The organism is Mucilaginibacter corticis (assembly GCF_007558865.1).
GTDB classification, from domain to species: Bacteria; Bacteroidota; Bacteroidia; order Sphingobacteriales; family Sphingobacteriaceae; genus Mucilaginibacter; species Mucilaginibacter corticis.
Genome location: NZ_VLPK01000001.1, coordinates 1709477 through 1735063, shown reverse-complemented (window position 1 = coordinate 1735063; position 25587 = coordinate 1709477). Strand labels below are relative to the sequence as shown.

Genomic DNA, 25587 nt, shown 5'->3' with positions numbered 1-25587 from the left:
AGTATCATCTAATAGCTATTATGGAAGCTAATATAGTCAAATCAGAACACTCATCTTACAATACCCGCACGGATGATTTTGGTAATTTGTGGGTAAGTAATATGGAGAACACGTTGTTTTATGCGCCGGCAAATCATACAAAATATCAAATTGACGACAAATTTGAATTTCAAAGCACCGCTAATGCATTTGGACAAGCCTTGGGCTTAGAAAGGCTACAGGAATTGGAAGATAAAAAAGAAAGACTTTCAACATCATTTTGGTTATCATTCGACGGAAAAATAAAAGAGGTGGATTTTTTAACAGCGGCAGACTCAACAATTGACATTAATGAATTTGAAGCGATGGAAACCGCACTGAAATCCATATTATCATTCAACATTACCTGGCTCGAAGAACCATCGAATAGTGATTTTGCAGGGATTAGCCGGTCCGTTTCTTTTGATCTTATTATCAAAATACTAAAGGGCCATCATATTTTTCAAACTAAAATAACGCAAGTGACACTTTCTCCGCCACCACCGTTATTGTAGTGATAGTCCTATAAGCTTACAAATCATTATGATAACCGATAATATCTTAATTTAGCTGTTCGGCCAGCTTTTTCATTTCGCTTGCCGGCGAGCGTTTCTGATATAATATGGCATAAACCGCCTCAACTATGGGCATGCTTACGTTATATTGTTTATTAACCTCGTGCAGGCAATTTACGGCGTAGTACCCCTCGGCAATCATGTTCATTTCTAACTGTGCCGAGGTAACAGTGTAGCCCTTCCCTATCATATTACCAAAGGTACGGTTACGGCTAAACTGCGAGTAAGCGGTAACCAGCAGATCGCCCAGGTAGGCCGACTCCTTAATATCGCGGGTAATAGGGTGTACGGCGTCAACAAAGCGCATTAACTCGCGGATAGCGTTCGAGATGAGCACCGCCTGGAAATTATCACCGTAGCCAACACCATGACAAATGCCGCCGGCTATAGCATAGATATTTTTCAGTACCGCGGCATATTCGGTACCGTAAATATCATCAGAAACGATGGTTTTAAGATAGCGAGTGTTCAGCATTGCGGCAAAATCGGCAGCCAGGGTCGGGTCACCCGACGCGATGGTTAAGTAAGATAATTTCTCTAATGCAACTTCTTCGGCATGGCATGGCCCACTGATCACCGCGAAGTTATTGAACGACATATCATACTTCCTGTTCAGAAACTCGCCTATGATCAGGTTCTCATCAGGCACTATACCTTTTATGGCCGATACGATCTTCTTGCCTTCAAAATCGTCCGGGGTGATATCGGCTAAAGCTTCCTTCAAAAAAGCGGCGGGCACATTCAGCAAAATAATATCCGCCTGCGCTATCAGCGTTTTAAGGTCTGACGAGACATTCGCGGCAGGCACCTTTATTTCAACCGAACTCAGGTAATTAGGGTTATGGCCAAATTTGTGCACATGCTCAACCGTTTGCGGGTTACGCATCCACCAAAAAATCTCTTTCGGGGTGGTGTTATCGGTAAGCATTTTAATATTGGCCGTAGCCCAGCTACCCCCGCCAACAACCAGTATTTTGTTGTTTTTATCTTGCATCAAATAATTATCGCCAGGCTTACTGGCAGCACAAAGTTAAGGTTGATGTGCAGATATGCAAATGTGTTATGAAACGAGGGGTGTCATGTTGAGGCTATCGAAACATGCGGGCAGGCCTTTGCGCTCACCCTTCGAGTGCCTCAGGGTGACAGCCCGGTATTAAAAAAGGCCAACTATCGGTCAGCCTCATCATTATCTTATCTGCATATCCGCACATCCACGCGTCTGCACATCTACTTACCGTCCTTATTATCGGTAAACAGTTTTGATTTATCTACTTTTTCAACCTCGGCGCCATCCTTTAATGTTTTAGAAATGGCCGGGTATGGGGCAGATACCACTTCGTCGCCGGCTTTAAGGCCGGTCAATACCTGTATATACATATCGTCCTGGATACCGGTGGTTACCTGCACCTGTTTAACTTTACCTGCGCTGTAAATAAACACGTACTCTTTAGCCACCGCGCTGTTTGCTGTCTTAACATTGTTTTTTGCCGAATTACTGTTCGCATCCGGCTTTTTATCCTCGCGCGTGGTAACCGACTGTATCGGCACAGACAACGCCCTGGTATGATTGGTATTGATATCGACCGTGGCAGTCAAACCCGGGCGGAACGGCGATGGGTTAGTGCTGGTCTTTTTCAACAGGTCATTATATGATTTTGGGTCGATCCGTACCTTAACGGTAAAGTTGGTTACCTGGTCGGCTGTAGTACCTACCACGTTAGCCGAACTGCCGATCTCTGTAACCACCCCGTTAAATTTCTTACCCAGGAAAGCATCTACTTCGATCTTTGACGAATCGCCAATTACAATGCGGTTAATGTCGTTCTCGTTTACATCCACGTTCACATCCATCTGGCTCAGGTCAGATATGGTCATGATCTCGGTACCGGCAAACTGGGCAGTACCTAAAACACGCTCGCCTTTTTCTATCGACAGCTTGGAAACAACCCCGTCAACAGGCGAATAAATAGTTGTCTTGTACAAATTATCCTGCGCCTCTTTAACACTGGCCGACGATTGTGCCAACCCATATTGCGAGCCTATAACATTTTGCTTTGCAGCCTCTAAGGCAGCCTTAGCACCATCATAACTGGCCTTAGCATTATCAAACTCGGCAGCGGTAAGCACTTTATTGTCGTATAGTTCTTTACTGCGTTTATAAATAGCAGCTTGGTTGGTATAAGTGGCTTCGGCTTGTTTTAACATCTGGCTTGAGTTACCTACACTGGCTTTTTGCGAGTTGTAAGATGCCACGGCCCTTTCATAGCCCGATTTTAAAATATCAGGCCTGATCTTACAGATCAGTTGGCCTTTTTTAACCACATCGCCTTCTTTAATAGGCAGCTCAACCACCTCGCCCGATACCTCGGGGCTGATCTTTACCTCAACGTGTGGTTTGATCTTTCCGCTGGCAGATACGGTTTCGTTAATATCGCGTTCGGCAGCTTTTTCTGTTGCAACCTGTGTTTTATCAGACTTGCCTATCAGCCCCGTAAACTTGCCTATAAGCAGCAAGACGATCACTATGCCAACGCCTATCAGAATATATTTTGTAGTTTTTCCCATGATGGTTTCAGGATTTTTTATTTAAAGTGTTATGGTATTACCCAGGTAATAGTCAATTATTTTGCTTCTGAACACGACACTATACTTGGCCTCGATCATATCGTTTTCTGATTTGTTAAAATTGGTAACAGCCGTATTGTAATCAAGCGAGTTTACCAAACCTACATCATACCGTTGCTTGGTAACATTCAAGGCATCTTTATTTGCTTGGTAAGTTTGCAATGCCGACTGGTACTGTTTCTCTGCCGATTGCAAATCAAGCACCGCCTGAATAATGGTCTTGCTTAAATTATTTTTGGCAATCTGTGTATTCAATTGCGCGCTTTGTAAATTCAGTTGCGCCTTTTTAACCGCGGTATTATTGCTGAACTTATTAAATATCGGTATCTGGATACTAAGGCCAATACTTTGGTTAAAGTTATCGCCAATTTGGTTGAAAGCTGAATAGGGCCCATATATGGGTTGTGAAACAGGTATCGGTGATAATACCGCTGTGGTTGTACCCTGCACTACACCTATCTGTTCATACGCAGGTACAGTCGCGCCGATTAATTTTCTATTTAATTGATTCGAATAGCTGGAAGCCAAACCACCATACAGGCTAACCGTCGGATAATAATATCCCTTAGCCAACTTAATGGCCTGTGCGTAAGTCTTCTGTTGTGCCTCTGCCAGGTGGATATCCGGATTGATGTTTAAGGCGGTTTTGATCACCTCGGTAGCGTCATAGACTGTTTTAATATCGGTCAGCTTGCTGATGTCGGGGCGCTCAACAATAATGTCCGTATATGGGTTCATCTCCATATATTGTTTTAATATCAATATGGATAGATCAAGCTGGTTCTGCGCGGTAGTCAGGTTTAAATTTGCGGTTGATAGCTGCGCCTTAGCCTGCGAAAGATCTGCCAGGGTTTGGTTACCCACCTTAAAGCTGATATTTGACTTTTCGAGGGTTTGATTAGCCAAGTCAATTTGTTGTTTAGCGGCTGTTACCAGGTCCTGATTGGTTAATATCTGCAGGTAATCGGTTACTACATTTAGTACCAGGTCATTCTTGATCTTGTTGGTATTGCTTTTATTTACATCAAGTAATAGCTTATTCTGGATAATCTGGTTGCGTAACTGCCCGCCCTGGTACAATGTAAATTGTAACTGTGCATCGCCATTAATATTTAATGAGGTAGATGAAGTATAAGTAAAAGCACCTGCTACCTGGCTGCGTCCAAAGTAATAACCACCTTGTGTGCTGGCATTTAAGCTAGGCAATAAATTGTTTTTTGCCTGTTGCAAATCGGCACTGCCCAATGCTTCAGTAACCTGCGCCTGTTTAATGGTAAGGTTATTAGCAAGCGTACGGTCTACCGCCATTTGCAGGGTTATTTTTTCCTGCGCGCTAGCCTTAAAACTTACTACCATAGTAAGCAGGATACTTAAAACCCTTAACAGGCTTGATCTATTTTTCGTCATAAACTTATTCGTACAATAATTGAGATGTTAGCCTTGAGATTGGTAGATTTGAGCTTGCTGATAAAATACTAATTAAGTGATTTTTTTTAAATCTCACTCTTAAAATCTCTAAACTGATAAATGTACCTGGTTAAAACTCCCTGGTTGCTTAAGCTGATGTATCCCCAATTAACCTGGGACCTGAACAAAGCCGGCCGCTGCATTTATCTCACTTTTGACGATGGACCTATACCCATTGTTACACCGTTTGTATTAAATATTTTAAAACAGTATGATGCAAAGGCCACGTTCTTTTGTATTGGCGACAACATCTGCAAGCACCCTAATGTATTTGAACAGGTAAAAGCTGATGGACATGCCATAGGTAACCATACCTACAACCACCTTAAAGGCTGGGAAACGGACGACCAAACATACCTTGATAATTTTTTAATGGCTGATAAGCTAATGGACAGCAACCTTTTTCGACCACCTTACGGACGCGTTAAAAGATCGCAGGCTAAATTACTGAAACAGGCTAAACCAGATCTGAAACTTATAATGTGGAACGTGTTAAGCGCGGATTTCGATACCGACGTGCAGCCCGAAAAATGCTTGGATAATGTGATAAAAAACACCGTTGCAGGCGATATCGTACTTTTTCATGATAGTCTGAAAGCTTTTGACAGGTTGGAATACGCGTTACCAAAAGCAATGGAATATTGGAGTAATAAGGGTTATAAATTTAAGTCAATCGACTTTTAATTCCCGCTTGACTGAACCGTATTATCAGTAGGTTTCCCATCATTCTTCACAATAGTATAAGCAATAGCGCCAACAACAATAATTGCAAGCACAATTAAACCTATCCAGCCTTTGCGTTTATCCTGGCGGATCAGCCATGCTAAAAATGCCACTAACGGTATAACAAATATTATCCAGAAAATTAAAGAAGGGATACTCATAAGCCCCCCAGCCCCCTAAAGGGGGAGTTAAAAGTGAATATTATAATTTGTTTCATATAAGCTTTATTATAAATAGTAATAATTGTTCCCCCTTCAGGGGGTTAGGGGGCTAAAATGGCATCCTTGCCAAAGGCGCAACGCTCTGTTCGGCAAACTCACCTTTTAAGTATTTATGGTACCCCGCTATAGCTATCATGCCTGCGTTATCTGTACAGTATTGCATTTCGGGGATAAAACAGTTCCAACCGTATTTGGCGCCCATTTCTTTTAAACCAAGCCTTAAGCCGGTATTGGCCGATACCCCACCTGCCAAAGCTATATCTTTTATACCATAATGGTCGGCGGCCTTTTTTAATTTGTTTAGTAATATACTAACGATACGTCCCTCTACCGATGCGCAAATATCATTGATGTTTTCCGCGATAAAGTCCTGGTTTTGAGCGACATTATCCCTTATAAAGTATAAAATCGACGTTTTTAGCCCGCTAAAGCTAAAGTCAAACCCGGGGATCTGTGGCTCGGGGAATTTGTAGGCTTCAGGGTTACCCAGGCGCGCGTGTTTATCTATCAGCGGCCCTCCGGGATACGGCAAGCCCAGTATCTTACTGGTTTTGTCCATGGCCTCGCCCGCGGCATCATCCAGCGTTTGGCCAACCACTTCCATGTCAAAATAGTCTTTTACCAAAACTATCTGGGTATGCCCGCCCGATACGGTAAGGCATAAAAAAGGGAACGAAGGCTTGTTATCACCAATAAAATGCGCCAAAACATGCGCCTGCATGTGGTTAACTTCAATAATAGGGATGTTTTTTGCCAGCGCAAAGGCCTTGGCAAATGATACACCGACAAGCAATGACCCTAAAAGTCCGGGACCGCGTGTAAAAGCTACCGCATCCACATCATTTTTGCTTACTTTTGCCCTCTGTAACGCTTGTTGTACAGCCGGAACAATATTTTGCTGATGAACCCTCGAGGCAAGCTCGGGCACAACACCGCCATAAGCTTCGTGTATGGTTTGGTTGGCAATAACATTGCTTAACACAACACCATCCACACAAACAGCGGCAGAGGTATCATCGCATGAAGATTCAATGGCTAATATTACAGGCACGGTACAAGTCAAAAATCAAAAGTTAAAAGTCAAAAAAGACCCTAACGATCAAAATAAATAATTAAACTAAACTATAAATTCAAAAAGTAAAACACTTTGCGTGTTTTTGAATTTTTACTTTTGAATTCTGAATTAAAGAACAAAGTTATTAAAAAAGCACTAAAAATAGCCCTAAGTATAGTATTGTTCCTGCTACTAACGGTGAGCATATTGGTGCTGTTATTTCAGTATAAACCGGTGCAAACCTGGGCGGCAAAAAAAGCCACCAAATACCTGTCGCAAAAACTCGGCACCGAGGTTAATGTCAAGAGCCTGTACATCAAGCCTTTTTCGTCTGTAGTGCTTGAAGATTTTTATGTGCTTGATAAACAAAAAGACACCCTGGTTCGAACTCCCAAACTAACTGTCGAGCTTAATGGCTTCTCATTATTCAGCAGTATCAAAGCGCATAAAATTGACTTTCAACTGATCCAACTGGATAACGGCTCTGTTTATCTAAAAAAACAAAAAGATTCTACTTCTAACCTTACTTTTATTTTAGATAGTTTAAAATCAAAAGACACTACCAAAAAAGCGCCTGGTAAACCGTGGACCACAATTTTTGAAAAAGTGGTAATCAACAATTTCCATTTCAGGTATAAAAATATGCTCAGCAATGAGGTGGTTAACGGCATCAATTTTGACGACCTTGATGTACACAACTTTGGTGTGGTAGTAAATAATATGGATATTACGCACCACCTGTTTAAGGGCGATGTGCACCATTTAACGCTGAAAGAAAAAGGCGGCTTTTACTTAAAAAACTTTACCGCGCTTACCACTGTCGATTCGAACCGCATACTGGCAAAACACCTGCTGATACAAACGCCAAGATCGCTGCTAAAAAACTACCTGGATATGAAGTTTAAATCATTTGATGATTTTAGCGAATTTACCAGCAAAGTTTATATGGATGGCAATTTCAGGTCGTCGCATATTTCATCAACCGATATCGCGTTTTTTACCAGCGGACTTGAAAAAGTGAACTTTGAATTGGGTGTCGATGGGCGCATACAAGGTATAGTTAACAACCTAAAAGCCAAAGAGCTTACCGTTACCGCAGGGCAAGCCACATTTATAAAAGGCGATTTTAACCTGAAGGGACTGCCTGACTGGGACCATACCTTCCTGGACCTGAAGTTTGACCAGATAGCTACCAACAAAAAAGATCTTGATTATTTATACGGGCATTTTACCGGCGATCCAAAAGCGGTAGCGCCCGATATTTTAGGCAAGTTTGGCAACATCAACTTTAACGGAAAATTTGCCGGCTCACAAAACGACTTCGCGGTTACCGGTACGTTTAAAACGCAATTAGGCCGATTCGATCCTGATTTTAAGCTTAAAATAAATAAGGCAGGCACGCCTATTTATGCAGGCACGGTCAGTGCACTTAACTTTGACCTGGGCGGTTTACTGGGTGAGAAAACCATAGGCCGCACAAGCTTTAAAGCCAACGTAAAAGGCAGCGGCGATGCGTTAAAGAACATGGATGAAAACGTAAGCGCCAACATCAGCTACTTTAACTTTAAAAACTACAATTATCAAAATATTGCCGTAAACGGTACTTACATTGGTAAAAAGATAGATGCCAAACTAACCATCAACGATAAAAACATAAAATTTGACGGCAATGGCAGCCTTGACCTTAACCCGGCGTTACCGGTGTATAATATTGCTGCCAACGTGCAGGATGCCAACTTGCATGTGCTAAAACTTACCGGCGATACCATTACGATCAGCGCGCAGCTAAAAACAAAATTCTCTGGCGACGACCTGAAGAACTTTGAGGGCCATGTCATGCTGTCGCCCATCAGGATCATCGACCCGCGAAATAATTATTTGCTTGATTCGGTGTATTTCTCGGCAACGGGTAAAGGCGATTCTCGGTTGATAGCCTTGCGATCAGACGCGCTTGACGGCAGCATAAAAGGCAGTTATGACCTGGCCACCCTGCCATCATATTTCAAAACTATCGCCAAGAAATATATCCCGTCGTTACAAACAGATATCACCCCACCAAAGCCGCAAAACTTTGAGCTAAAGCTGCAGATAAAAAATCTTGACCCGCTTACGGCTATCTTCTTGCCCGACCTTAAAATACCCGATCAGGGCACTTTTAACGGTAATTTTAATTCGGTCAATAAAACGGCTACCGTCAACGGTTATATCAAAACCTTTATCTACAAAAAAATTGTGTTTCATGATTTCATCCTGGACGAAAGCACCAGCGATGACAACTTAGGCATCAACTTATCTTTAAAACAGATTGACCTGGCCAAAGACCTTTTCATCAAGAACGTTGACATTACCAACTTCATTAACAAAGACAGCCTGAAATTCAACATAAAACTGGCCGATAAAGATGCGACCAACCAACTGGATCTGTACGGACTTGTGGAGTTTGGTAGGGACACTACCGCCAAGCTGAAACTGCTGCCATCTGATATTATCATTGAGCACCAAACCTGGCGTTTGCAAGAGCAGGTAAGGATCCGTTTGCTGGATGGCAAAACGCAGATCTCGGGTTTTGAGCTTTCAAACGGCGAACAGCAAGCCCGCATAGACGGATTTATTTCAGACAACCCGGCTGATAAATTAAAACTCTCATTTATCAAATTCAGGATGATGACGTTTAATGAGCTTTCTAAATCGGCAGGCATAGCGTTAAACGGCACCATGAATGGTGATATCATGTTTAGCTCTATTTTAAAATCGCCGGGAGTTGATGCGCATGTTAATATCGATTCGTTTAAAATGAACCAGACTTTAGTAGGTAATATTAAAGTGGTATCAAACCTTGATAATGAACGCAGCAGGGCTAACGTAAACGTAAACATACTAAACCGAGGGCTTGAAACTTTAAACATCGGTGGGGCCTATTACCTGGGTAAAGGAACTGAGGATAAGCTGGATTTTGATGTAAAGATGAACCAAACAGAGGCTATTATTTTTGAACCGTTTATTAAGGACCTGGTATCAAACCTTAAAGGCACGCTGTCTACAGATCTGAAGTTAACGGGATCATTAACCAAACCTGAACTGAATGGCGATATTACTTTAGCCAACACAGGCCTCACGGTAAATTATTTGAAAACAGCCTATACAGTTAATGATAAATTGAGTGTAAAAAACAGTGTTATCCATATCGACAATATGGTATTAAAGGATATCTACAAAGGGCAGGGCATAGTTAACGGCGAGGTCGACCTGAATAATTTCTCTAATCCTACGCTTAATGTCGAGCTTAAGGCCAATAACCTGATGGCGCTGAATACTACCTTTAAAGATAACCACCTTTATTTCGGTACCGCGTTTGGCACCGGCTCGTTCAAGTTTAACGGGCCGATCGATAACATGAATATCAATATCACCGCGTCAACACAGGCGGGCACGGTATTTAATATTCCGCTTAACACGTCATCAACCGTAAGTGATTATGACTTTATAAAGTTTGTAAGCCATAATGATACTACTACGGTTAAGGCAGATAAGTCAAAAGCATTTAATGGTGTCACCCTTAATTTTGACCTAACGGTTGATGAAAAGACTGTGGTAAAGATCACTACGGATTACGGGGTTCTGCAAGGTAGCGGTCAATCAAAAAACCTAAGCTTGCGCATTAACAGTTTGGGCGATTTTGATATGTTCGGGGAGTTTACCATTACGTCAGGTAAGTTTGATTTTACGGCTAAAAACTTCATCAGCAAAAACTTTACGGTAAACCAGGGCGGTACTATCCGGTGGACGGGTAACCCAAGTAATGCCGAGATCAACCTAAGGGCTACTTACGAGGTACGGGCCGAGGTTAAGCCGCTGTATGATGCGGCAGGTTTCCCCAGCCCTAAAGGTTCAAATACAGAGCTGGTACAGGCTGAATTGTTGATCACCAATTCCCTGATCCATCCGGATATCAGCTTTGACTTTAATTTCCCTACCGACCCGTCAATCAAAGATGACCTTGCCACCTACCTTGCTGATAACAACAACCGTAACCGCCAGGCATTAAGTGTTATTGTAACCCGCAGCTTTGCATCAGGCGCAGGCAGTAACAACTTAACCAACCAGGTGGTGGGTACGGCCAGTAACGCGGTGAGCGAGTTTGCGTTTAATAAGCTGAACAGCCTGATAGCGCAATCAAATGTTATAAAAAATCTCGACCTTAACATACGGTCATTTAATGATGCCAGCGCGTCGTTAAAATTCTTTAAAGAACGTTTAATACTTAACGGCAGTTTGTTTAATACCACAGGCAGCAGCACGCTGTTTGACAACAGCACTACCCTGCTCAACTCAAACTTTGCCAGCTTAACTAAGGATTTCGAGGCATCATACCTGATCAGGAGTGACGGTACGCTTACTGCCCGCTATTCATACCGTGCGCTGAACAACACGCTTACTACAATTGATCAATACTCGGTGCAATATGTAAATGGTATCGGTTTGGTTTACCAGCGCGATTTTGACACGTTTGGAGAGTTTGTAAGAAACTTTTTCAGAAGGCGCAGATCGAATACAACCAAGCCGGTAAATCCTTTACCTACGCCTATTACAACACCAATATCCAACGGCATACCTACCGCGCCAAATACCACACCAGTGGTACCTGTGCAGCCTGCTAAAAAAGATGACGAAGATTAATGTTCGCGCATGATGGAGTGATCCATTTTATCGCGCTTGGTTTTTAAATAGGCCTCGTTATGCGGGTTTGATGCAATTTCGATAGGGATATTTTCAACAACTTCCAATCCGTAACCAATTAGCCCGGCACGTTTTTTAGGGTTGTTGCTCATGAGGCGCATTTTTGAAACACCCAGGCTGCGCAGTATCTGCGCGCCGATACCATAATCACGCTGATCCATTTTAAAACCTAATTTAATATTGGCTTCAACGGTATCAAACCCGTTTTCCTGCAGGTTATAAGCTTTTAATTTATTTACCAAACCTATGCCACGGCCCTCCTGGTTCATGTACACAATAACGCCTTTACCTTCTTTCTCTATCATCTCCATTGCTTTGTGCAATTGCGGGCCGCAATCACAACGGCATGACCCGAAGATATCGCCGGTAACGCACGAGCTGTGTACGCGTACCAATATAGGCTCGTCGGGCTCCCAGGTGCCTTTTACAAGCGCCATGTGGTTTTCGCCTGTATTAAGCTGGGTATAAGCTATCATTTCAAAATCGCCCCACTCGGTAGGCAGGTTTACAGAAACCTCTTTTTTAACCAGGGTCTCTGTAACCAAACGATATTCGATCAGGTCTTTTATCGATACAATTTTAAGATCAAAATCTTTGGCCATTTGCAACAATTCGGGCAGGCGCGCCATTTCGCCATTTTCAGTCATGATCTCGCAGATCACCCCGGCAGGTTCAAGGCCCGCAAGTACAGCAAGGTCAATGGTTGCTTCTGTATGCCCTGCCCTGCGCAGTACGCCACCATTTTTAGCTATTAACGGAAAAATATGTCCCGGCCTTCCCAAGTCTTCTGGCTTTGTAGCAGGATCGATCAACGCCATTACAGTTTTCGACCGGTCTGATGCAGAGATGCCCGTAGTACAACCTTCCAGCAGATCGACAGAAACCGTAAAATTAGTTTCGTGCGATGTGGTATTGTTGCTAACCATCAGATCAAGCTCAAGCTCGGTAGCGCGCTGCTGCGTAATTGGCGCGCAAACCAGTCCGCGCCCGTGATGTACCATAAAGTTTATGGCTTCGGGCGTGGCGTAATGCGCGGCAATTAAAAAATCACCCTCATTTTCCCTGTCTTCATCATCAACAACAATTATAATTTTACCTGCTTTTATAGCTTCAATAGCTTCTGGTATGGTATTTAGCATTTTTGTAAATTTTACAGCTTGTATTAACTATACGTAGCTTACTATAGCAAAGTTAACTCATAATAAAAAAAATCAAGTCTTCGCTGTGTAATATATAACGGGATTATGCCCTATTCAATACGGCAATTATAAATATTGCTGTTAAAACCCGTGCTGATATGGCCCGGCGTTACCATTGAAAAGATGTAGTGATATTCACCTTTTTCGGCCGGTGCTTTAAACCTGAAATCAAGCGGCTTAGTACTGTTTATATCCAGCGGCTTGTCATATTTAAAGTAAAACGGTGCCTGGGTTTTATTATTAATCAACGTTAGTACAAGGTAAGCACCTTTACGTTTAAAGAATTGTTGCTGTTGCGCAGTTAGTTTGTTGGTTATTGTTATGGGGATGGTGCCTTCGGCCGATGCTTTAAGATCAGCAGCTTTAACGACATCTACCTTAATATTATTAAACGATACAAAACCGGGCAGGGTAGTTATATAATAGGTTTTCCCTTTAGGGATAGTCACTTTCTGACTCGACGGATTGATAGCCCCATACGAAACATAGCTTACCGTTTTATCCTGAAATTGCTGCTCTAAACCGGGCAGGTAATTGTACTGCGTTTTTTTATACCAGACATTATTTACAGCGAAACAATCATCATGCGTATAAAACCTGTAGTAAGATGGATCATTGTACATATCTGCAAACACCAGCGGGTAGCCGTTTGATCTTGCCTTTAATACCGATGCCATTACACGCGGGTTTCGGTCGTTAAAGTTTGATACCGGGAAGATATTAAAGATCATATTCACCCTGAAAAAAAGCACAATTGCCAGGTTGAAGACCAAGAGCCCCCAGATGATCTTTTTGCCGGATCTTAACTTCTCAATGTACAAATAAGCCAGGCAAAGCATCCCCGGAAAGGCAATTGCTGTCCAGTGTACATTTACCATCTCTTTAAACGACGAGAATAAAAAGAAGATAAAAACGCCAATTACATTATATTTAAGTGCCTTCTGAAACTGATTTTCAGGCCGATATAAAATACTAAAAACAAGCAGGAACAATGGCCCGGTAACGGCGGCCTGCTCGCCCAGGTAACTTAGTACATGCTGGATATTAAAAGCATTAACCCGCCCGGTAAACTGGAAACGGATAGTTGGAAAATCGTTCTGAAACTCCCAATAAATATGCGGGATATATAACACTATCGCTACGATAAAAACCAGGTAGAACGACCGCTTAAGAACCAGCCTGATATTTGACAATACGGTAAATCCTACCAGTAATATGCCATGATATTTTGAATACAGCAATAAGGCTGTTACCACGCCAAGTATAAGCGCATTTAAAAAATCATCCGCTTTTAAATACCTGCGGTAAGCATACAGAAACAGTACCCCGAAAAACAGCATCGGCGTATCCGGAATAGCCAAAAATGAATAAAGATTTAAAAATAAAGATGACAGCAATAAAAGTGCTGCCAGTTTAAAATTAATTGGCTTGCCTGTTTCGCCCTCAATAAGCTTGTACAACAGAAAAAAAGTCAAGCTGCCTAACACGGCGCTCAATAACCTTACGCCTATCTCACCTGCGAATAACGAACCACCTAATTTGATCAGGAACGCAACCATAGGCGGGTGGTCAAAATATCCCCAGCTGGGGTATTGCGCGTACAGCCAGTAATAAGGCTCGTCATTTAATAAGGGCGAGAAGATACTTTGTACAAGGTTTACAACCAATATCAACCCCAAAAGCCACCAGGCCCCGTTTATCCCCAAAGGTTTTGCTGGCTGATTTAATTGCATTTGATCACTATTGCAAAAGGTTATAAGCAGTTACCGGTTAGCAACCGGGTTGGGTTATTTTAGATCCTGTTTCTTTTTAAAAACGCTGAACAGCTTTTCAAAAAACCGTTTGTATGATTCTGCATCAAATAAAGTAGAATCTGTTGAAGCCTTGTACGACAAGAATATCCCCACGGGCGTTATTACCAATATAGAGATCCATGCCCCGGCTATGCCCGATAGGTTACCCTCGTGAGCCGCTTTCTCGCCAATGGTTTTGATGATATAAAAGATCAGGAAAAAAATAACAGAGATCACTACAGGCAAGCCTAAACCGCCTTTGCGGATAATTGCCCCCATTGGCGCGCCTATTAAAAACAAAGCCAGGCATGATACAGACAGCGTAAATTTTACCTGGTACTGTGCAAACGCGCTCCTAAAACTTTTCACAAAATCATCCAAGCGGTCTGAACGCTGTTTTAGCAGGTCCTGGATAGATCTGGCCTCGCTCAAAGCGCTTGTAAGATAAGCCTGCTTTTGCGCATCCATGGCATCACTCATAATACCCCTATTATATTTGGTGTATCCTTTAATTGTACTTGTAAATGGCTTTGCAGGTATTGAGTAGTATTTCATGTAACCCCTTACAAACCCTAAATTAAGGTTAGCGCTGCTATCTATCAGGTGCTGCATCTGTTTCATGGTATCCTTCAGCTGCTTGGTATCCATCATCTGGAAAGCGCTTTTAAAACTGCTTTCGCTGGTACGGTTAAATGCAAGACCTTTCAGATCAAGTTTGTAGCGTGCATATTTAAAACGCCACCGGGTAAATTTTTGACGCGGGTCGGGGTTAAAGGTTGAGCCACCCGGGCTTTCTTCATATCGTATCCCGTCCTGAAACTCCAATATCAGGTAACGATTATCGTTAGAACGGTACATTTTCCCTGTTTTTGATTTTAAAACAAAAGGGGGAGTATTATCTGTACTTTTTGAATAAACGGTAACATCATGCAGCGTTTGGCCGTCGTCGTCCTTCTTTTCTACCCTAATGGTATAATTGGGGAAACTATTGCTGAACACACCTTCAGGCAAAAAATTGGCAGATTTTTGTTCCCTTGCATCCCACAATAACGAATAGTATTTAAGATTGGCCTTGGGCAACATGTACTCCGAAAAAAAGAATGCCGCCACGCTTAAAATAATTACCACAATAAACATAGGCGCAACTGCCCGGGTTAAGGATATACCTGCCGATTTAATAGCAACGAGTTCATAATTTTCGCCAAGGCTACCATAGGTCATAATAGACGACAGCAGTACAGACAGAGGCAGCGCCATAGCCACGTTTGTAGCCGAAGCATAGAGCATCAGCTCCATAATAACGTACCACTCAAAGCCTTTTCCTATCAGGTCGTCAATGTATTTCCACAGAAACAGCATCAACAGCACAAACATTACGATCATAAAGGTCACAATGAATGGCCTTATAAAAGACTTGATCAATAAAAGGTGCAGTTTTTTCACGTTACAAAATTAACGAAAAAATAAAGCTTTTATGCGCCCAGTACGCTAATAAGGTATTGGATCTGGTTATCCCAGATCAGTTTGCGCTCGCCGATAGTCTCTTCGGTGGCAAAGTCTGTAATGCTTAAAGCAACATCATTGGTTAATTCGTCCTGCAATATTTCCATTTCAAAATAACATTGCGGCTCATCATCCTCCCACTTAAATTTTACCAGCTTATTTTCTTTGATAGCCAGTAATTTAGCTTTTTGCTGTTCGCCATCCCAGGTAAATGTATAAACCTGGTCACGTACGTTAACTTCGTCGGCAAACCATTGGTTAAGCCCGTTGGGCTCATTCAGAAAAGTATACAATATTCGTGGCGACGATTTTATTTCATACTCAATAACAAACTTCTTCTTTTCAGACATAGGGGGTTTATAATTCAGGCTTAAGCCACAATATTAACATTTTTTCTAAAGGAAACGAATTTATCCTATATTTGCAAACCTTTTTTAGAGGGAGACCACCCGGCGGGGTAGCTCAGATGGTTAGAGCGTAGGATTCATAACCCTAAGGTCGATCGGTTTGAATTTTTCGGATTATCTGAATTTGGATACAATCATATAACTGTTTGTAGCTTGGATTAATACTCGTTTGCAGTTTGTCAAAATCGTTGAGTTCGTTGCGAGTAAGGATGTAGTTTTCTGTATATTCCTTTTTATCCCATTTATAAAATAAAGTTTGTATTTCCATGGGTAGCAATATGTGCTTTGTGAAACAAAGCTGGCCTTCAACATTCAGATTAATGCAATTATTAGAAGATTGATGCTGAAGGCCAGCCTTGTTTAAAGTATTTTTGATGGTCGTAATTTGAAACTTTAAGGAATTAATTGTATTATCCCACCCCTATAACTACAGTTAGCAAAGAAAGAGTCCCAATGTGCCTCACACCATTTGCCTGCGTTTTGCCACCTAACTGCAATCTTAACGTCAGTTCCACAATTCACAGTACATAATGGTTGATAATGTCCACCTGATGCACAATTCTGATAGTCTTCGGATTGACAAGTTCTTCCAATATTCATAGTTGGAATAAAAGGGCCACCATTTACGCTCACTAATTTAACTACAAAATCAGTTGAATTAATAAGCATGACTTCGTAAATTTGATTAAGATACTCAGTTTCTTTTGCAGAAAGTTCAACTTCTTTGAAGCCAGAAGTTTGTTTTACTGATAAGTCTAGTTTTTTTTCCATGTTTTAAAGTTTAAGTGTTTATAATTATTATTAGTGTTTATTTAATAGAATCATTGTTAATTGATTTATTTTGAGGTAATACTTGGTCCGATTTTAAATCTGATCCAATGTTGCCAAAAACTGGCTCTAAAGGATGTATTTGCCATTTTGGAATACGAGAAGGAACTTTAGCGATTTCCAAAATTTTATTTTCTGAATCTTGCAAGACCCCAGCGCTTATTAATAATTGTAAAGAATTTGATCGGTTAATTGAATCGGGATTTTCTAATACTCTTTGAAGAACTTGAACTGTAAAGTTTTTTTCTCTCAATCGATTTAACGCTTGATCGTTTTGTTGTTTGGGAATGTTACTTAGGTAGCTTCCTAATAGTGTTGCCAACGTTTGAATAATGGTCAAAATAATTGCACCTCCAGCAACTGTGCTATTAGGAATTTCATAAAATGTACTACTCAAGCCGCCTTCATCATTTCTTGTTTTGGTAACTAATTTCATATAATTATGATTGACGTAAAGTCATTGTTTAGGAAATAGGTACTTATTAAATATTTTAATAATTCAATTTGGTAAATTAGATATTTTCAAATATTTCTATTTAAATGGTATGCAATACAGCGATGTAAATAAACTGGTTAAATTTGAATGGCGTATTTTAAGCTTGTGATCCATGCAATAATAATTTTACACAAAATATTGTCAACATATTAAAATCTCATTGCTTTATTTTTTCATTTAAGACCTTTTTTGAGGCGTTTTCGATTTCGGTTTTGTTAGAAAGATTTTGACCGAGAACCGCGAGAAAATGTTTTTCCATTTTAAATTGCCTAAAAAACAGCAAGTTTGTCACTCTAATATATCCTATAAAATCCTGCTTTCCTGCAGCCTGAACATTTAATTTTATATTTATTCCCACCGTTCTATAGCCTTTCAAAATATACTCATTTGCGGTTTTTATTGAATCAACTATGATCCAAGGATACTCAGTATCATTCTTAAAAAATGTATCTTTGATAATGGCTACATTATTTTCTGTTAAGGGATAACTATACTTTGCAGCGGTATAACAGCCCAAAAATGGTAGTGTTACTATTACAATTAATATTTTAAAAATTCTTGAGTAGAGCATGGCAATTATTTATATAATATAAAATAGTTTGTTATGGACGATGTTGTATTAGAATAGACTTCTATTAAATTATTTTTTCTTATATTATTTACGGCTTCCATTATAAAATGTGCCGTAACAATTTCTTCTTCTCCTAGGGAAGGGGTATATTGAATTAAATTATAGCTCCCAATTTTGCTACGTGTTGTCGTGCCTCCAACAAGCTTTGAAAATTTTTCTTTATCAGGCATAAAAACTGTAGAATTGGGCATTAAATTTCTTTTATTAACTAAATTTATTTTATTGATAATAAATAATCCCATATATTTCTCTTTATTATATTCAAAGATTCTTACATTTTTCAGTGGAGGGCTTTGTAAGTAGGCATCCAAAAGCTTTGGAATATATTCAATATTTTCCTTAGATGTAGTGAAGCTTGCCCAAGTGACTTTAGAGCACGAATTTGTCAAAACCAAAAAGCTTCCAATTAAAAAACCGCTGATTATTTTATTGTAGTACATATTTTTTAGACATTAAATTTAAGAATTTGAAAATTTATCTGATTTAATACAGTAAATTTTGACCACTTATAATTTGATAAAAATTTGCTATGAACCCGTGGTTAATATTAATAAATATATATATAGCGATTTTAAAATACAAATATTTTAAAATAAATCTCTGATCGGTTTTCTTCGAAAGTATTTGACAATTAATCACATAGATCATTTGAAAGTTTAAAGCATACTTAAATTCCTAGCCTGACTTTAGTATTATTAGGATACACTTGTATCTTAAATAACACTACATAATTAGTAGCATTATAACAAAAATCAAAAATGTTCTAATATTATACTCACGTTTCTTATCTTTGCGCTCACGCACCGGAAAGGGCGCAACCGTTAACAAAACCGTTAACAGGCTTGGTTGATAAAAAACGCCCTTACATATCAGCTCATAAAAGGCTGATTATCAAATTAATAACCCACGGCGGGGTAGCTCAGATGGTTAGAGCGTAGGATTCATAACCCTAAGGTCGGCAGTTCGATCCTGCTCCCCGCTACACATAATGGGCAAATCAGCTTTTTTAGTTGATTTGCCCATTTTTTTTACCTTAAAAACTACTTTAACCCAGATTGCCCCACTATCCGAATAGTTCGATGCTGGGCTCCACCCAACTAAAATGAAAGATCTTGAATAATAGATCTCAAACCATGTTGAAATGAAACTCGACGCCTTTATTCAAGAAATGCATCTTTAGCAGTGTAATGATATTTATATGTTGATTGCCAATATCAGGCGGTAATACCCGCTATGCAAGCGGGTTTTCATAGTTTATCAAAAAAGAGGGTATTAATCTATTTTAAGGAAATTGCCCTGCTCGTCAAATACAAAATCTTTGCCTTTTACTTCGGCTTCGTACATGGTTTTTCCGGCAGCATCAGTTACTTTGCCGGCTTCGGTAACCTTAGCGCCCTTATACTTTTCTTTAACATATTTGGCCACGCCGGCTGGTAATTCACCTACTTTAATGGACTGCACCTGCTCAATAAAAGTACCGGTCGGGCTAAAAGTAACCGACATATCTTCGCCGGATTTACCACCCCAATTGGCTTCAAAATTGCCCTTCTCTTTTTCCCAGGTTACTTTAGTGGCAGCCGGATATTTACCGGCTAAAGCAGCGGTAGCAGCTGTGGGCACCAGGCTGCTTTTTACTTTCTGTGCCATTGCTTCAGCGTTAAACAGGAAACATCCTGCTGCCGCGACATAAAAAATTGATTTTCTCATGATTCGTTTTTCTTCAAGTTTACAGGCTGATTCTGAATTTATTCTGACCGCAAACTGGAGAAAATTGGGATAATTAATGATAATGATACTTTTTATTCAACAGCTTTTGTAACTCCCATGAAAGGAAAGAAGTACCCGCACCCACAAGCGCGCCGGCCAGTACATCGCTGGGATAGTGTACGCCCAAATACATTCGCGAATAGCCAACACTGCCGGCATAAAGAAACGAAGGAGCGATAACATACCATTTTGGATATGCAAGGCTAAGTGAAGTAGCCGTAGCAAATGCTACCGAGGTATGCCCGGAAGGAAAAGAATAATCTGTAGAATTAGATTTACCGGTGATCAAATTTGGATAGGCAAGGTAAGGCCGTTCCCTTTTGGTGATCGACTTCAACCCGACCGTTACACCTTCTGCCAAAAATATTGCTGTTCCGGTTTCTACCGCTTTTATCTCGAGCTCTTTATCATGGTTTGCCAAACCTACTGTAAGCATGGTAACAGGGGTTAATAAACCAGTTACATAAACGCTTTTTGAAACATCGCGCCAGGTTCCGTCGGCACCTGAAACAGGGCCGTTAATATGTTCTAACAGGCGCAGGTCAAGCGATTGTCCTTGTACTTTGTAAGCGCAAAAAAACAACAGCAATATCAGCCAATATTTATTCATTATATTTATTTTTTCGCAATACAGTCAAACAATCTGAATTAATTCTGTAGAAATGACAGAGTCCGGGGTATTTTGAAAGCTCTTGACTTTTAAAAGACACAGAATTCCTACAGTTTTGCGCGATAGCTTTGTTATTTAAAAAGAAGTGAAATTACTTGTTATCGAAGACGAGCCCGGGTTAAGGGACAGTATCCGTGATTATTTTACGGCCGCGGGAAATATTTGTGAAACGGCAGGCGACTATCCGTCAGCTTTGCAAAAGATCAATCTTTATCGTTACGATTGTATCATACTGGATATTACCCTGCCAAACGGAAACGGGTTGGATATTCTCCAGGAGATAAAACGCATCCGTTACCCCGACGGCGTACTGATCGTATCTGCGCGAAACTCACTTGATGACAGGTTACAGGGACTACACCTGGGAGCAGACGATTATCTGACCAAACCCTTTCACCTGTCTGAATTATTGGCGCGTGTAATGGCCATAGTCCGGCGCAAATCTTATGATGGCAACCATCTGCTGGTATTCAATGAAATTGAAATGGACCTGCAGGCTAAAACAGTGACTGTGGGCGATCATCCTATTAAATTTACCAAAAGAGAATATGCTCTGCTTTTATACTTTATTGTCAACAAAGGTAAAGTGGTTTCAAAAAACGCGCTGGCAGAACATATCTGGGGGGATGGTATAGATATCTCTGATAACTTTGATTTTATTTATTCTCACATAAAAAACGTGCGGAAAAAACTGGTTGATGCCGGTTGTAAAGACTATATTCAATCTGCCTATGGCATGGGCTATAAGCTGCACGACAGATGAAGTTACTTGATAAATACAACCGCATCAGTTTGCTGACTACCATACTGGTGATCATTGTTACTGGCTTTATCTATTACTTTACCATCAGCTATATCCTGACCGACCAGGTAGATAAGGACCTGGTTGTCGAGGAAAACGAAATTTTTGAGCACGTTAAACTTAATCATAACCTGCCTGAAGTTTTCAAATCAGAAGACCTTAAGATCCTGTTTAAAAATATAGGGCAGGATACAATGCCCAGGCAGTTCAGTAATACCCAATTTTGGGACGATAAAGAAAAAGAGCAGGAAGCCGCGCGTGGCCTGCAAAGCTGGGTGCGGGTAAATGGTGTTAATTACAGTATTCATATTATTGAATCAAAAGTAGAAACCGAAGAATTAATCCGTTTGATCTTTTTGATTACCTTGGGTATTATTCTTTTGCTCATTATAGCGCTGATAACTATTAACCGCCTTGTGATCCGTAACTTGTGGCAGCCCTTTTACGATATGCTGCGACAGATCAAACTATTTAACGTAACCGATCAAAACAGCATTACGCCATTAACTACCGGGATAGAAGAGTTTCGGGATATGAACGAAGAAATATCGGCAATGTCAACCCGGGTTAAACAAGACTACCAGGAATTAAAGACATTTGTTGAAAACGCAGCGCATGAACTGATGACCCCCATTGCGGTTATGAATTCCAAGTTGGATACCTTGATCCAAACAGGAGGGTTAAATGATGAGCAGGGTACACTCATCGGGGATATGTATGGTACCATGGGTAAACTTACCCGGTTAAACAAGGTGATGCTTTTATTAACCAAAATAGAAAACAACCTCATCAATGATCAGGAAGCGCTTGACGTAAGGGCAACCATTGAAACCGCCTGCAGCGAATTCCAGGATCTGGCTTACAATAAAGAACTACGGTTACATACTGAACTGACCGATGTTACCTTGTTTATGAGTAAAACGCTACTGGATATTTTATTAGGTAATTTATTGGGTAACGCCATTAGGCATAACCGCCCCGGCGGCGTTGTAACAGTTAAATTGAATCAGCAAGCGCTCATCATTCAAAATACCGGCAAATTTGATGCGCTTGACGCGAGTACTATTTTTAGGCGCTTCCAAAAAGCGTCAGACTCTGAAGGCAGCGGACTTGGGCTTACCCTTGCACGGCAGATCTGCGAAAATAACGGCTTTAGGCTGCAGTACAGTTTTGAAGATCATTTACACACCTTTACCGTTAATTTTAAATAAACATAGAATTGTTTAGCAAAATACATCCCTAGTAGCGGTACGAAACAGGCCATGCCAAAGTTTGCCCGGTATGAAAACTCCGGAAAATAATTTGTTATTTGCCTGTATTAAACTTTTATCACAATGGGATTATTTAGCGCTGATGAGCCAAAACGCTACGAGATAGGCGACAAGCAACTAATTTGCATGTTTTGCAGCAATAACACTTTTCATACCCGCAATGAGCAGCTTCACTCGCCGGTACGTACATTTTTAAACCTGGAGTGGACTGATAGCACCGCCACCTGTTTTGTATGCAGCAGTTGCGGTTATCTGCATTGGTTTATGCGGTAGGTTTATTACTCCTTAGATACAAATGCCGGGAGCAATACCTCATCTACCAGGTTTTCAATACGGTCGTTATCAAGGTTTCCGGGCCTTACCAGGTTTTCAATACGGATCAGATCATAAGGTAGCATTAGTGTTAACTGGCTGATATTTCTGATCGGCTCGCCGCGCGCTTCTGCACGGTCCAGTATCCGGCGCACTGCCTGCAAATGTTTTTCACGTGCCAAGTCATGAGCTGCCGGTCTTTTATCATGTTCCTTGTCCTGTAGCCTGATGTGATAATAGTTATTAATGATATCAATGCCTATCTCCAACTGAATCCGCTGATAAAGCGACAGTAATTCTATCAGGTCGTTGCGCAAACTGCCGGTATCTTGCAGTTCGTCAAAAAAACTGCCGTCAAATAGCTTTTTAGCTTTATGAATATATACATCCTGCAACAAGTTAAGGATAGTTGGCCATCTGCGGTATAAAACAGTACGGCTTGTGCCGGCAGCTGCTGCCAGTTGTTTAAAAGACAGGTTAGTATGTCCCTGCTCGTTAATTAATTTAAAAGCCGATGCAAATAAACTTTCTAATAGTTCATCGCCGCGCCTTCTGTTTTTTGGTTCACCCATCATTCTTGTAAAAATAAGATACATTTTGAACTTTAAAACAAAAACAATTACATTTGTATTAGATACAAAGTGTATCTAATACAAATAATCGCTGCTATGAATAAACCAAATGAATTGACTGAGGAAACCATCGCCTCACTGGCTGGCTTTTTCAACACTCGTCATGATAAATTACTGTGTACCGCCAATAAAAACGGTGAGCCGAGCATTGCCATTATGGGTACGCCCAGGGTGGTAAGCGGCGGAAATGTTGAATTTGAGATCAGCGACCCGGTATCGCGTACGCTTGATAATATCCGTGATAACAATGCTGTTTGTTTGATGGTTTACACCCCTGCCGAACGCGCAAGAGACTATGAGGGTGTCAGAATTTATGCTAAAGTTGATGATATAGACAATAGCAGCGAAAAATTTGAGGGAATAAAAAACAAAATACGAGAACGACACGGTGATGAAAAGGCGGCCGAACTACAGGCAACCGTTAGCTGCACTATAACTGACCTAAGGCCAATGGTTGACCGTGGGCAGGAATGGGATAAGCCCCCATTTGGTAATGTGTAAAACAGCACCACTGGTAGAAGTTTAAAAACTTCTACCTAAAATTGAGCAAGCATTCTGCTTGCAAAGATGGATACAAGATGACATATTACCCTAGGTTGTAAAGCAATTCCAAATACCGTCAACAATCAGCCTTTATCAGCTGTTATTATGATAAAGATTGATTGCAAAACGATGGAAAATTACATTACCAACCCATACCGGCGACAACCGCGACGGCTTTCGCTTCTGCCAACCCTGCTGATAGGTACCCTGGCTATTATTATTTACAAGATCTACCAATCGCCCGAGCTGGACAACGAATTGAATAAATTTGCCGATAAGGAGCGGAGAAGATAAGCACTATGATGATCGACTGTTTCGCCCATTATGACTATACGATTACGCTTTATCAGCGTCTACGTAAAAATGTATCATTGTTAGCTACTTCTGTATAAAACGTGTCGCAATAGCCTCTCTACATTTGTCTTAACATTTAAAAACAAAACAATGGCAAAGACAATTTTTATTACCGGTGCCTCACGTGGCCTCGGTAAATTATGGGCCGAAGCCCTGCTTCAAAGAGGCGATAAGGTTATAGCAACAGCACGCAACCTGGATCCGCTTAACGACCTGGTTAGTAAATATGGCGATAACGTTTTACCGCTGCAACTGGATGTAACCGACCGCGCTGCAGGCTTTGCAGCTATTGCTAAAGCAAAAGAACATTTCGGCAGTATTGATGTACTTATCAATAACGCGGGTTACGGTTTATTCGGTGCAATTGAAGAAGCAACCGAGCAGGAAGCCCGTGAACAGATCGAAACCAACTTCTTTGGCTTATTATGGCTGACACAGGCAATACTACCTGTAATGCGCGAGCAGGGACATGGCCACATTATCCAGCTTTCAAGTGTGTTAGGGCTGATCACTATACCTTCATTAGGATTATACAATGCATCCAAATTTGCAGTTGAGGGACTGAGTGAAACATTGGCTACCGAAGTGAAAGGATTTGGTATTAATGTTACCCTGGTTGAGCCAAACGGCTTTGCAACCGATTGGTCGGGCGCTTCGTCTGCACAGTCGGTATCCATGCCTGAATATGATGAATTAAGGGCAGCATCAAGCACCGGCAGGCCTGATGATATGTGGGGAGTACCTGAAGCAACTACAGAAGCGGTATTGAAACTCATCGATAGCGAAAACCCTCCGTTGCGTTTATTGCTTGGTAAATACGCTTACCCATGGATCAAACCAAATTATGAAAGCCGTTTTGCCGAGTGGGATAACTGGAGCGAGGTATCTACTGCTGCCCATGGCAAGTAATTAATGGTATTGTATTGACAAATCTACACCGTATTTAGGTGTAGATTTGT

25 protein-coding genes and 1 tRNA gene are annotated in these 25587 nt (G+C 41.0%); 10 read left to right on the top strand and 16 right to left on the bottom strand.

The genetic code is table 11. The features are described 5' to 3' along the window. Positions 1 to 20 precede the first annotated feature (20 nt). Positions 21 to 533 carry a hypothetical protein gene (locus FO440_RS07530; RefSeq protein ID WP_144247580.1) on the top strand — a complete coding sequence of 171 codons (513 nt, stop codon included), beginning with the start codon at positions 21 to 23 and terminating at the stop codon, positions 531 to 533. Positions 534 to 579: 46 nt separating this feature from the next. On the opposite strand, the gene FO440_RS07525 is transcribed toward FO440_RS07530, so the two are convergent. From FO440_RS07525 to FO440_RS07515, 3 genes are all read right to left on the bottom strand, one after another. Continuing rightward, positions 580 to 1587, bottom strand: coding sequence for an NAD(P)H-dependent glycerol-3-phosphate dehydrogenase (locus tag FO440_RS07525; protein ID WP_144247579.1), 1008 nt, complete (start codon positions 1585 to 1587; stop codon positions 580 to 582). A gap of 233 nt (positions 1588 to 1820) precedes the next feature. Further along, positions 1821 to 3158: an efflux RND transporter periplasmic adaptor subunit gene (locus tag FO440_RS07520; RefSeq protein WP_144247578.1), complete on the bottom strand. Its 1338-nt coding sequence runs from the start codon at positions 3156 to 3158 to the stop codon at positions 1821 to 1823. Between the two features lie 21 nt (positions 3159 to 3179). Further along, positions 3180 to 4625, bottom strand: a complete 1446-nt coding sequence (locus tag FO440_RS07515; RefSeq protein WP_144247577.1) for a TolC family protein — start codon at positions 4623 to 4625, stop codon at positions 3180 to 3182. A gap of 120 nt (positions 4626 to 4745) precedes the next feature. On the opposite strand from FO440_RS07515, the gene FO440_RS07510 reads away from it, so the two are divergent. Further along, entirely contained in the window at positions 4746 to 5369 is a 624-nt protein-coding gene (locus FO440_RS07510; protein ID WP_144247576.1) for a polysaccharide deacetylase family protein, read from the top strand. On the opposite strand, the gene FO440_RS07505 is transcribed toward FO440_RS07510, so the two are convergent. Together FO440_RS07505 and tsaD are read right to left on the bottom strand one after the other, a co-directional pair. Continuing rightward, complete coding sequence (locus FO440_RS07505; RefSeq protein WP_144247575.1) at positions 5366 to 5569, bottom strand: hypothetical protein; 204 nt, start codon at positions 5567 to 5569, stop codon at positions 5366 to 5368. The two genes, FO440_RS07510 and FO440_RS07505, sit on opposite strands and share 4 nt — an antisense overlap. 109 nt (positions 5570 to 5678) lie before the next feature. Continuing rightward, positions 5679 to 6680, bottom strand: coding sequence for a tRNA (adenosine(37)-N6)-threonylcarbamoyltransferase complex transferase subunit TsaD (gene tsaD, locus FO440_RS07500; RefSeq protein ID WP_144247574.1), 1002 nt, complete (start codon positions 6678 to 6680; stop codon positions 5679 to 5681). Positions 6681 to 6800: 120 nt separating this feature from the next. Here tsaD and FO440_RS07495 point away from each other — a divergent pair, with 120 nt between their 5' ends. Beyond that, a complete protein-coding gene (locus FO440_RS07495) occupies positions 6801 to 11360 on the top strand; it encodes a translocation/assembly module TamB domain-containing protein (protein WP_144247573.1) in 4560 nt (1519 codons plus the stop codon). Here FO440_RS07495 and FO440_RS07490 read toward each other — a convergent pair. The 8 genes from FO440_RS07490 to FO440_RS07455 form a co-directional block, all read right to left on the bottom strand. Beyond that, positions 11357 to 12559 carry a bifunctional 3,4-dihydroxy-2-butanone-4-phosphate synthase/GTP cyclohydrolase II gene (locus tag FO440_RS07490; protein WP_144247572.1) on the bottom strand — a complete coding sequence of 401 codons (1203 nt, stop codon included), beginning with the start codon at positions 12557 to 12559 and terminating at the stop codon, positions 11357 to 11359. The genes FO440_RS07495 and FO440_RS07490 overlap by 4 nt on opposite strands. Positions 12560 to 12669: 110 nt before the next feature. After that, positions 12670 to 14352, bottom strand: coding sequence for an ArnT family glycosyltransferase (locus FO440_RS07485; RefSeq protein WP_144247571.1), 1683 nt, complete (start codon positions 14350 to 14352; stop codon positions 12670 to 12672). Positions 14353 to 14406: 54 nt separating this feature from the next. Further along, positions 14407 to 15855: an LptF/LptG family permease gene (locus FO440_RS07480; protein ID WP_144247570.1), complete on the bottom strand. Its 1449-nt coding sequence runs from the start codon at positions 15853 to 15855 to the stop codon at positions 14407 to 14409. Between the two features lie 29 nt (positions 15856 to 15884). Further along, positions 15885 to 16265 (bottom strand): START-like domain-containing protein, encoded by a 381-nt coding sequence (locus tag FO440_RS07475; protein ID WP_144247569.1) that lies wholly within the window; start codon positions 16263 to 16265, stop codon positions 15885 to 15887. 450 nt (positions 16266 to 16715) lie between these two features. Then, positions 16716 to 17093: a hypothetical protein gene (locus FO440_RS07470; RefSeq protein WP_144247568.1), complete on the bottom strand. Its 378-nt coding sequence runs from the start codon at positions 17091 to 17093 to the stop codon at positions 16716 to 16718. Between the two features lie 37 nt (positions 17094 to 17130). After that, complete coding sequence (locus FO440_RS07465; protein ID WP_144247567.1) at positions 17131 to 17586, bottom strand: hypothetical protein; 456 nt, start codon at positions 17584 to 17586, stop codon at positions 17131 to 17133. A 217-nt stretch (positions 17587 to 17803) separates the two neighbouring features. Beyond that, positions 17804 to 18217: a hypothetical protein gene (locus FO440_RS07460; protein WP_144247566.1), complete on the bottom strand. Its 414-nt coding sequence runs from the start codon at positions 18215 to 18217 to the stop codon at positions 17804 to 17806. A gap of 5 nt (positions 18218 to 18222) precedes the next feature. Then, positions 18223 to 18717: a hypothetical protein gene (locus FO440_RS07455; RefSeq protein ID WP_144247565.1), complete on the bottom strand. Its 495-nt coding sequence runs from the start codon at positions 18715 to 18717 to the stop codon at positions 18223 to 18225. 468 nt (positions 18718 to 19185) lie between these two features. Here FO440_RS07455 and FO440_RS07450 point away from each other — a divergent pair. After that, positions 19186 to 19259, top strand: a tRNA-Met gene (locus FO440_RS07450). 290 nt (positions 19260 to 19549) lie between these two features. On the opposite strand, the gene FO440_RS07445 is transcribed toward FO440_RS07450, so the two are convergent. Both FO440_RS07445 and FO440_RS07440 read right to left on the bottom strand, forming a co-directional pair. After that, entirely contained in the window at positions 19550 to 19984 is a 435-nt protein-coding gene (locus FO440_RS07445) for a PepSY-like domain-containing protein (protein ID WP_144247564.1), read from the bottom strand. A 73-nt stretch (positions 19985 to 20057) separates the two neighbouring features. Beyond that, entirely contained in the window at positions 20058 to 20654 is a 597-nt protein-coding gene (locus tag FO440_RS07440) for a phosphatase PAP2 family protein (protein ID WP_144247563.1), read from the bottom strand. A 145-nt stretch (positions 20655 to 20799) separates the two neighbouring features. On the opposite strand from FO440_RS07440, the gene FO440_RS07435 reads away from it, so the two are divergent. From FO440_RS07435 to FO440_RS07425, 3 genes are all read left to right on the top strand, one after another. Next, positions 20800 to 21477 (top strand): response regulator transcription factor, encoded by a 678-nt coding sequence (locus FO440_RS07435; RefSeq protein ID WP_144247562.1) that lies wholly within the window; start codon positions 20800 to 20802, stop codon positions 21475 to 21477. Further along, entirely contained in the window at positions 21474 to 22727 is a 1254-nt protein-coding gene (locus FO440_RS07430) for a sensor histidine kinase (RefSeq protein ID WP_144247561.1), read from the top strand. The genes FO440_RS07435 and FO440_RS07430 overlap by 4 nt, the downstream gene beginning before the upstream one ends. Before the next feature lie 123 nt (positions 22728 to 22850). Beyond that, on the top strand, positions 22851 to 23060 hold the full coding sequence (locus tag FO440_RS07425) for a hypothetical protein (protein ID WP_144247560.1): 210 nt from the start codon (positions 22851 to 22853) through the stop codon (positions 23058 to 23060). A gap of 5 nt (positions 23061 to 23065) precedes the next feature. On the opposite strand, the gene FO440_RS07420 is transcribed toward FO440_RS07425, so the two are convergent. After that, a complete protein-coding gene (locus FO440_RS07420) occupies positions 23066 to 23674 on the bottom strand; it encodes a TetR/AcrR family transcriptional regulator (protein WP_222103940.1) in 609 nt (202 codons plus the stop codon). A gap of 93 nt (positions 23675 to 23767) precedes the next feature. Between FO440_RS07420 and FO440_RS07415 the strand changes: the two genes are divergently transcribed. The 3 genes from FO440_RS07415 to FO440_RS07410 all read left to right on the top strand — a co-directional run bounded on the left by FO440_RS07415 (position 23768) and on the right by FO440_RS07410 (position 25537). Continuing rightward, the gene (locus FO440_RS07415) at positions 23768 to 24232 is read left to right on the top strand and encodes a pyridoxamine 5'-phosphate oxidase family protein (protein WP_144247559.1); all 465 of its coding nucleotides are present in this window, start codon (positions 23768 to 23770) and stop codon (positions 24230 to 24232) included. Positions 24233 to 24403: 171 nt separating this feature from the next. Continuing rightward, positions 24404 to 24568, top strand: coding sequence for a hypothetical protein (locus tag FO440_RS24350; protein ID WP_186292593.1), 165 nt, complete (start codon positions 24404 to 24406; stop codon positions 24566 to 24568). A 150-nt stretch (positions 24569 to 24718) separates the two neighbouring features. After that, a complete protein-coding gene (locus FO440_RS07410) occupies positions 24719 to 25537 on the top strand; it encodes an SDR family NAD(P)-dependent oxidoreductase (RefSeq protein ID WP_144247558.1) in 819 nt (272 codons plus the stop codon). The last annotated feature ends 50 nt before the right edge of the window (positions 25538 to 25587 follow it).

Excerpts from the sequence above, each read along its gene's own strand:
- FO440_RS07510 (WP_144247576.1), top strand. The coding sequence starts at position 4,746 with ATGTACCTGGTTAAAACTCCCTGGTTGCTTAAGCTGATGTATCCCCAA.
- FO440_RS07425 (WP_144247560.1), top strand. The coding sequence starts at position 22,851 with ATGGGATTATTTAGCGCTGATGAGCCAAAACGCTACGAGATAGGCGAC.
- FO440_RS07505 (WP_144247575.1), bottom strand. The coding sequence starts at position 5,569 with ATGAGTATCCCTTCTTTAATTTTCTGGATAATATTTGTTATACCGTTA.
- FO440_RS07515 (WP_144247577.1), bottom strand. The coding sequence starts at position 4,625 with ATGACGAAAAATAGATCAAGCCTGTTAAGGGTTTTAAGTATCCTGCTT.
- FO440_RS07410 (WP_144247558.1), top strand. The coding sequence starts at position 24,719 with ATGGCAAAGACAATTTTTATTACCGGTGCCTCACGTGGCCTCGGTAAA.
- FO440_RS07520 (WP_144247578.1), bottom strand. The coding sequence starts at position 3,158 with ATGGGAAAAACTACAAAATATATTCTGATAGGCGTTGGCATAGTGATC.
- FO440_RS07490 (WP_144247572.1), bottom strand. The coding sequence starts at position 12,559 with ATGCTAAATACCATACCAGAAGCTATTGAAGCTATAAAAGCAGGTAAA.
- FO440_RS07475 (WP_144247569.1), bottom strand. The coding sequence starts at position 16,265 with ATGTCTGAAAAGAAGAAGTTTGTTATTGAGTATGAAATAAAATCGTCG.
- FO440_RS07470 (WP_144247568.1), bottom strand. The coding sequence starts at position 17,093 with ATGGAAAAAAAACTAGACTTATCAGTAAAACAAACTTCTGGCTTCAAA.
- FO440_RS07530 (WP_144247580.1), top strand. The coding sequence starts at position 21 with ATGGAAGCTAATATAGTCAAATCAGAACACTCATCTTACAATACCCGC.
- FO440_RS07465 (WP_144247567.1), bottom strand. The coding sequence starts at position 17,586 with ATGAAATTAGTTACCAAAACAAGAAATGATGAAGGCGGCTTGAGTAGT.
- FO440_RS07460 (WP_144247566.1), bottom strand. The coding sequence starts at position 18,217 with ATGCTCTACTCAAGAATTTTTAAAATATTAATTGTAATAGTAACACTA.
- FO440_RS07455 (WP_144247565.1), bottom strand. The coding sequence starts at position 18,717 with ATGTACTACAATAAAATAATCAGCGGTTTTTTAATTGGAAGCTTTTTG.
- FO440_RS07420 (WP_222103940.1), bottom strand. The coding sequence starts at position 23,674 with ATGATGGGTGAACCAAAAAACAGAAGGCGCGGCGATGAACTATTAGAA.
- FO440_RS07525 (WP_144247579.1), bottom strand. The coding sequence starts at position 1,587 with ATGCAAGATAAAAACAACAAAATACTGGTTGTTGGCGGGGGTAGCTGG.
- FO440_RS07415 (WP_144247559.1), top strand. The coding sequence starts at position 23,768 with ATGAATAAACCAAATGAATTGACTGAGGAAACCATCGCCTCACTGGCT.
- FO440_RS07485 (WP_144247571.1), bottom strand. The coding sequence starts at position 14,352 with ATGCAATTAAATCAGCCAGCAAAACCTTTGGGGATAAACGGGGCCTGG.
- FO440_RS07445 (WP_144247564.1), bottom strand. The coding sequence starts at position 19,984 with ATGAGAAAATCAATTTTTTATGTCGCGGCAGCAGGATGTTTCCTGTTT.
- FO440_RS24350 (WP_186292593.1), top strand. The coding sequence starts at position 24,404 with ATGGAAAATTACATTACCAACCCATACCGGCGACAACCGCGACGGCTT.
- FO440_RS07430 (WP_144247561.1), top strand. The coding sequence starts at position 21,474 with ATGAAGTTACTTGATAAATACAACCGCATCAGTTTGCTGACTACCATA.
- FO440_RS07440 (WP_144247563.1), bottom strand. The coding sequence starts at position 20,654 with ATGAATAAATATTGGCTGATATTGCTGTTGTTTTTTTGCGCTTACAAA.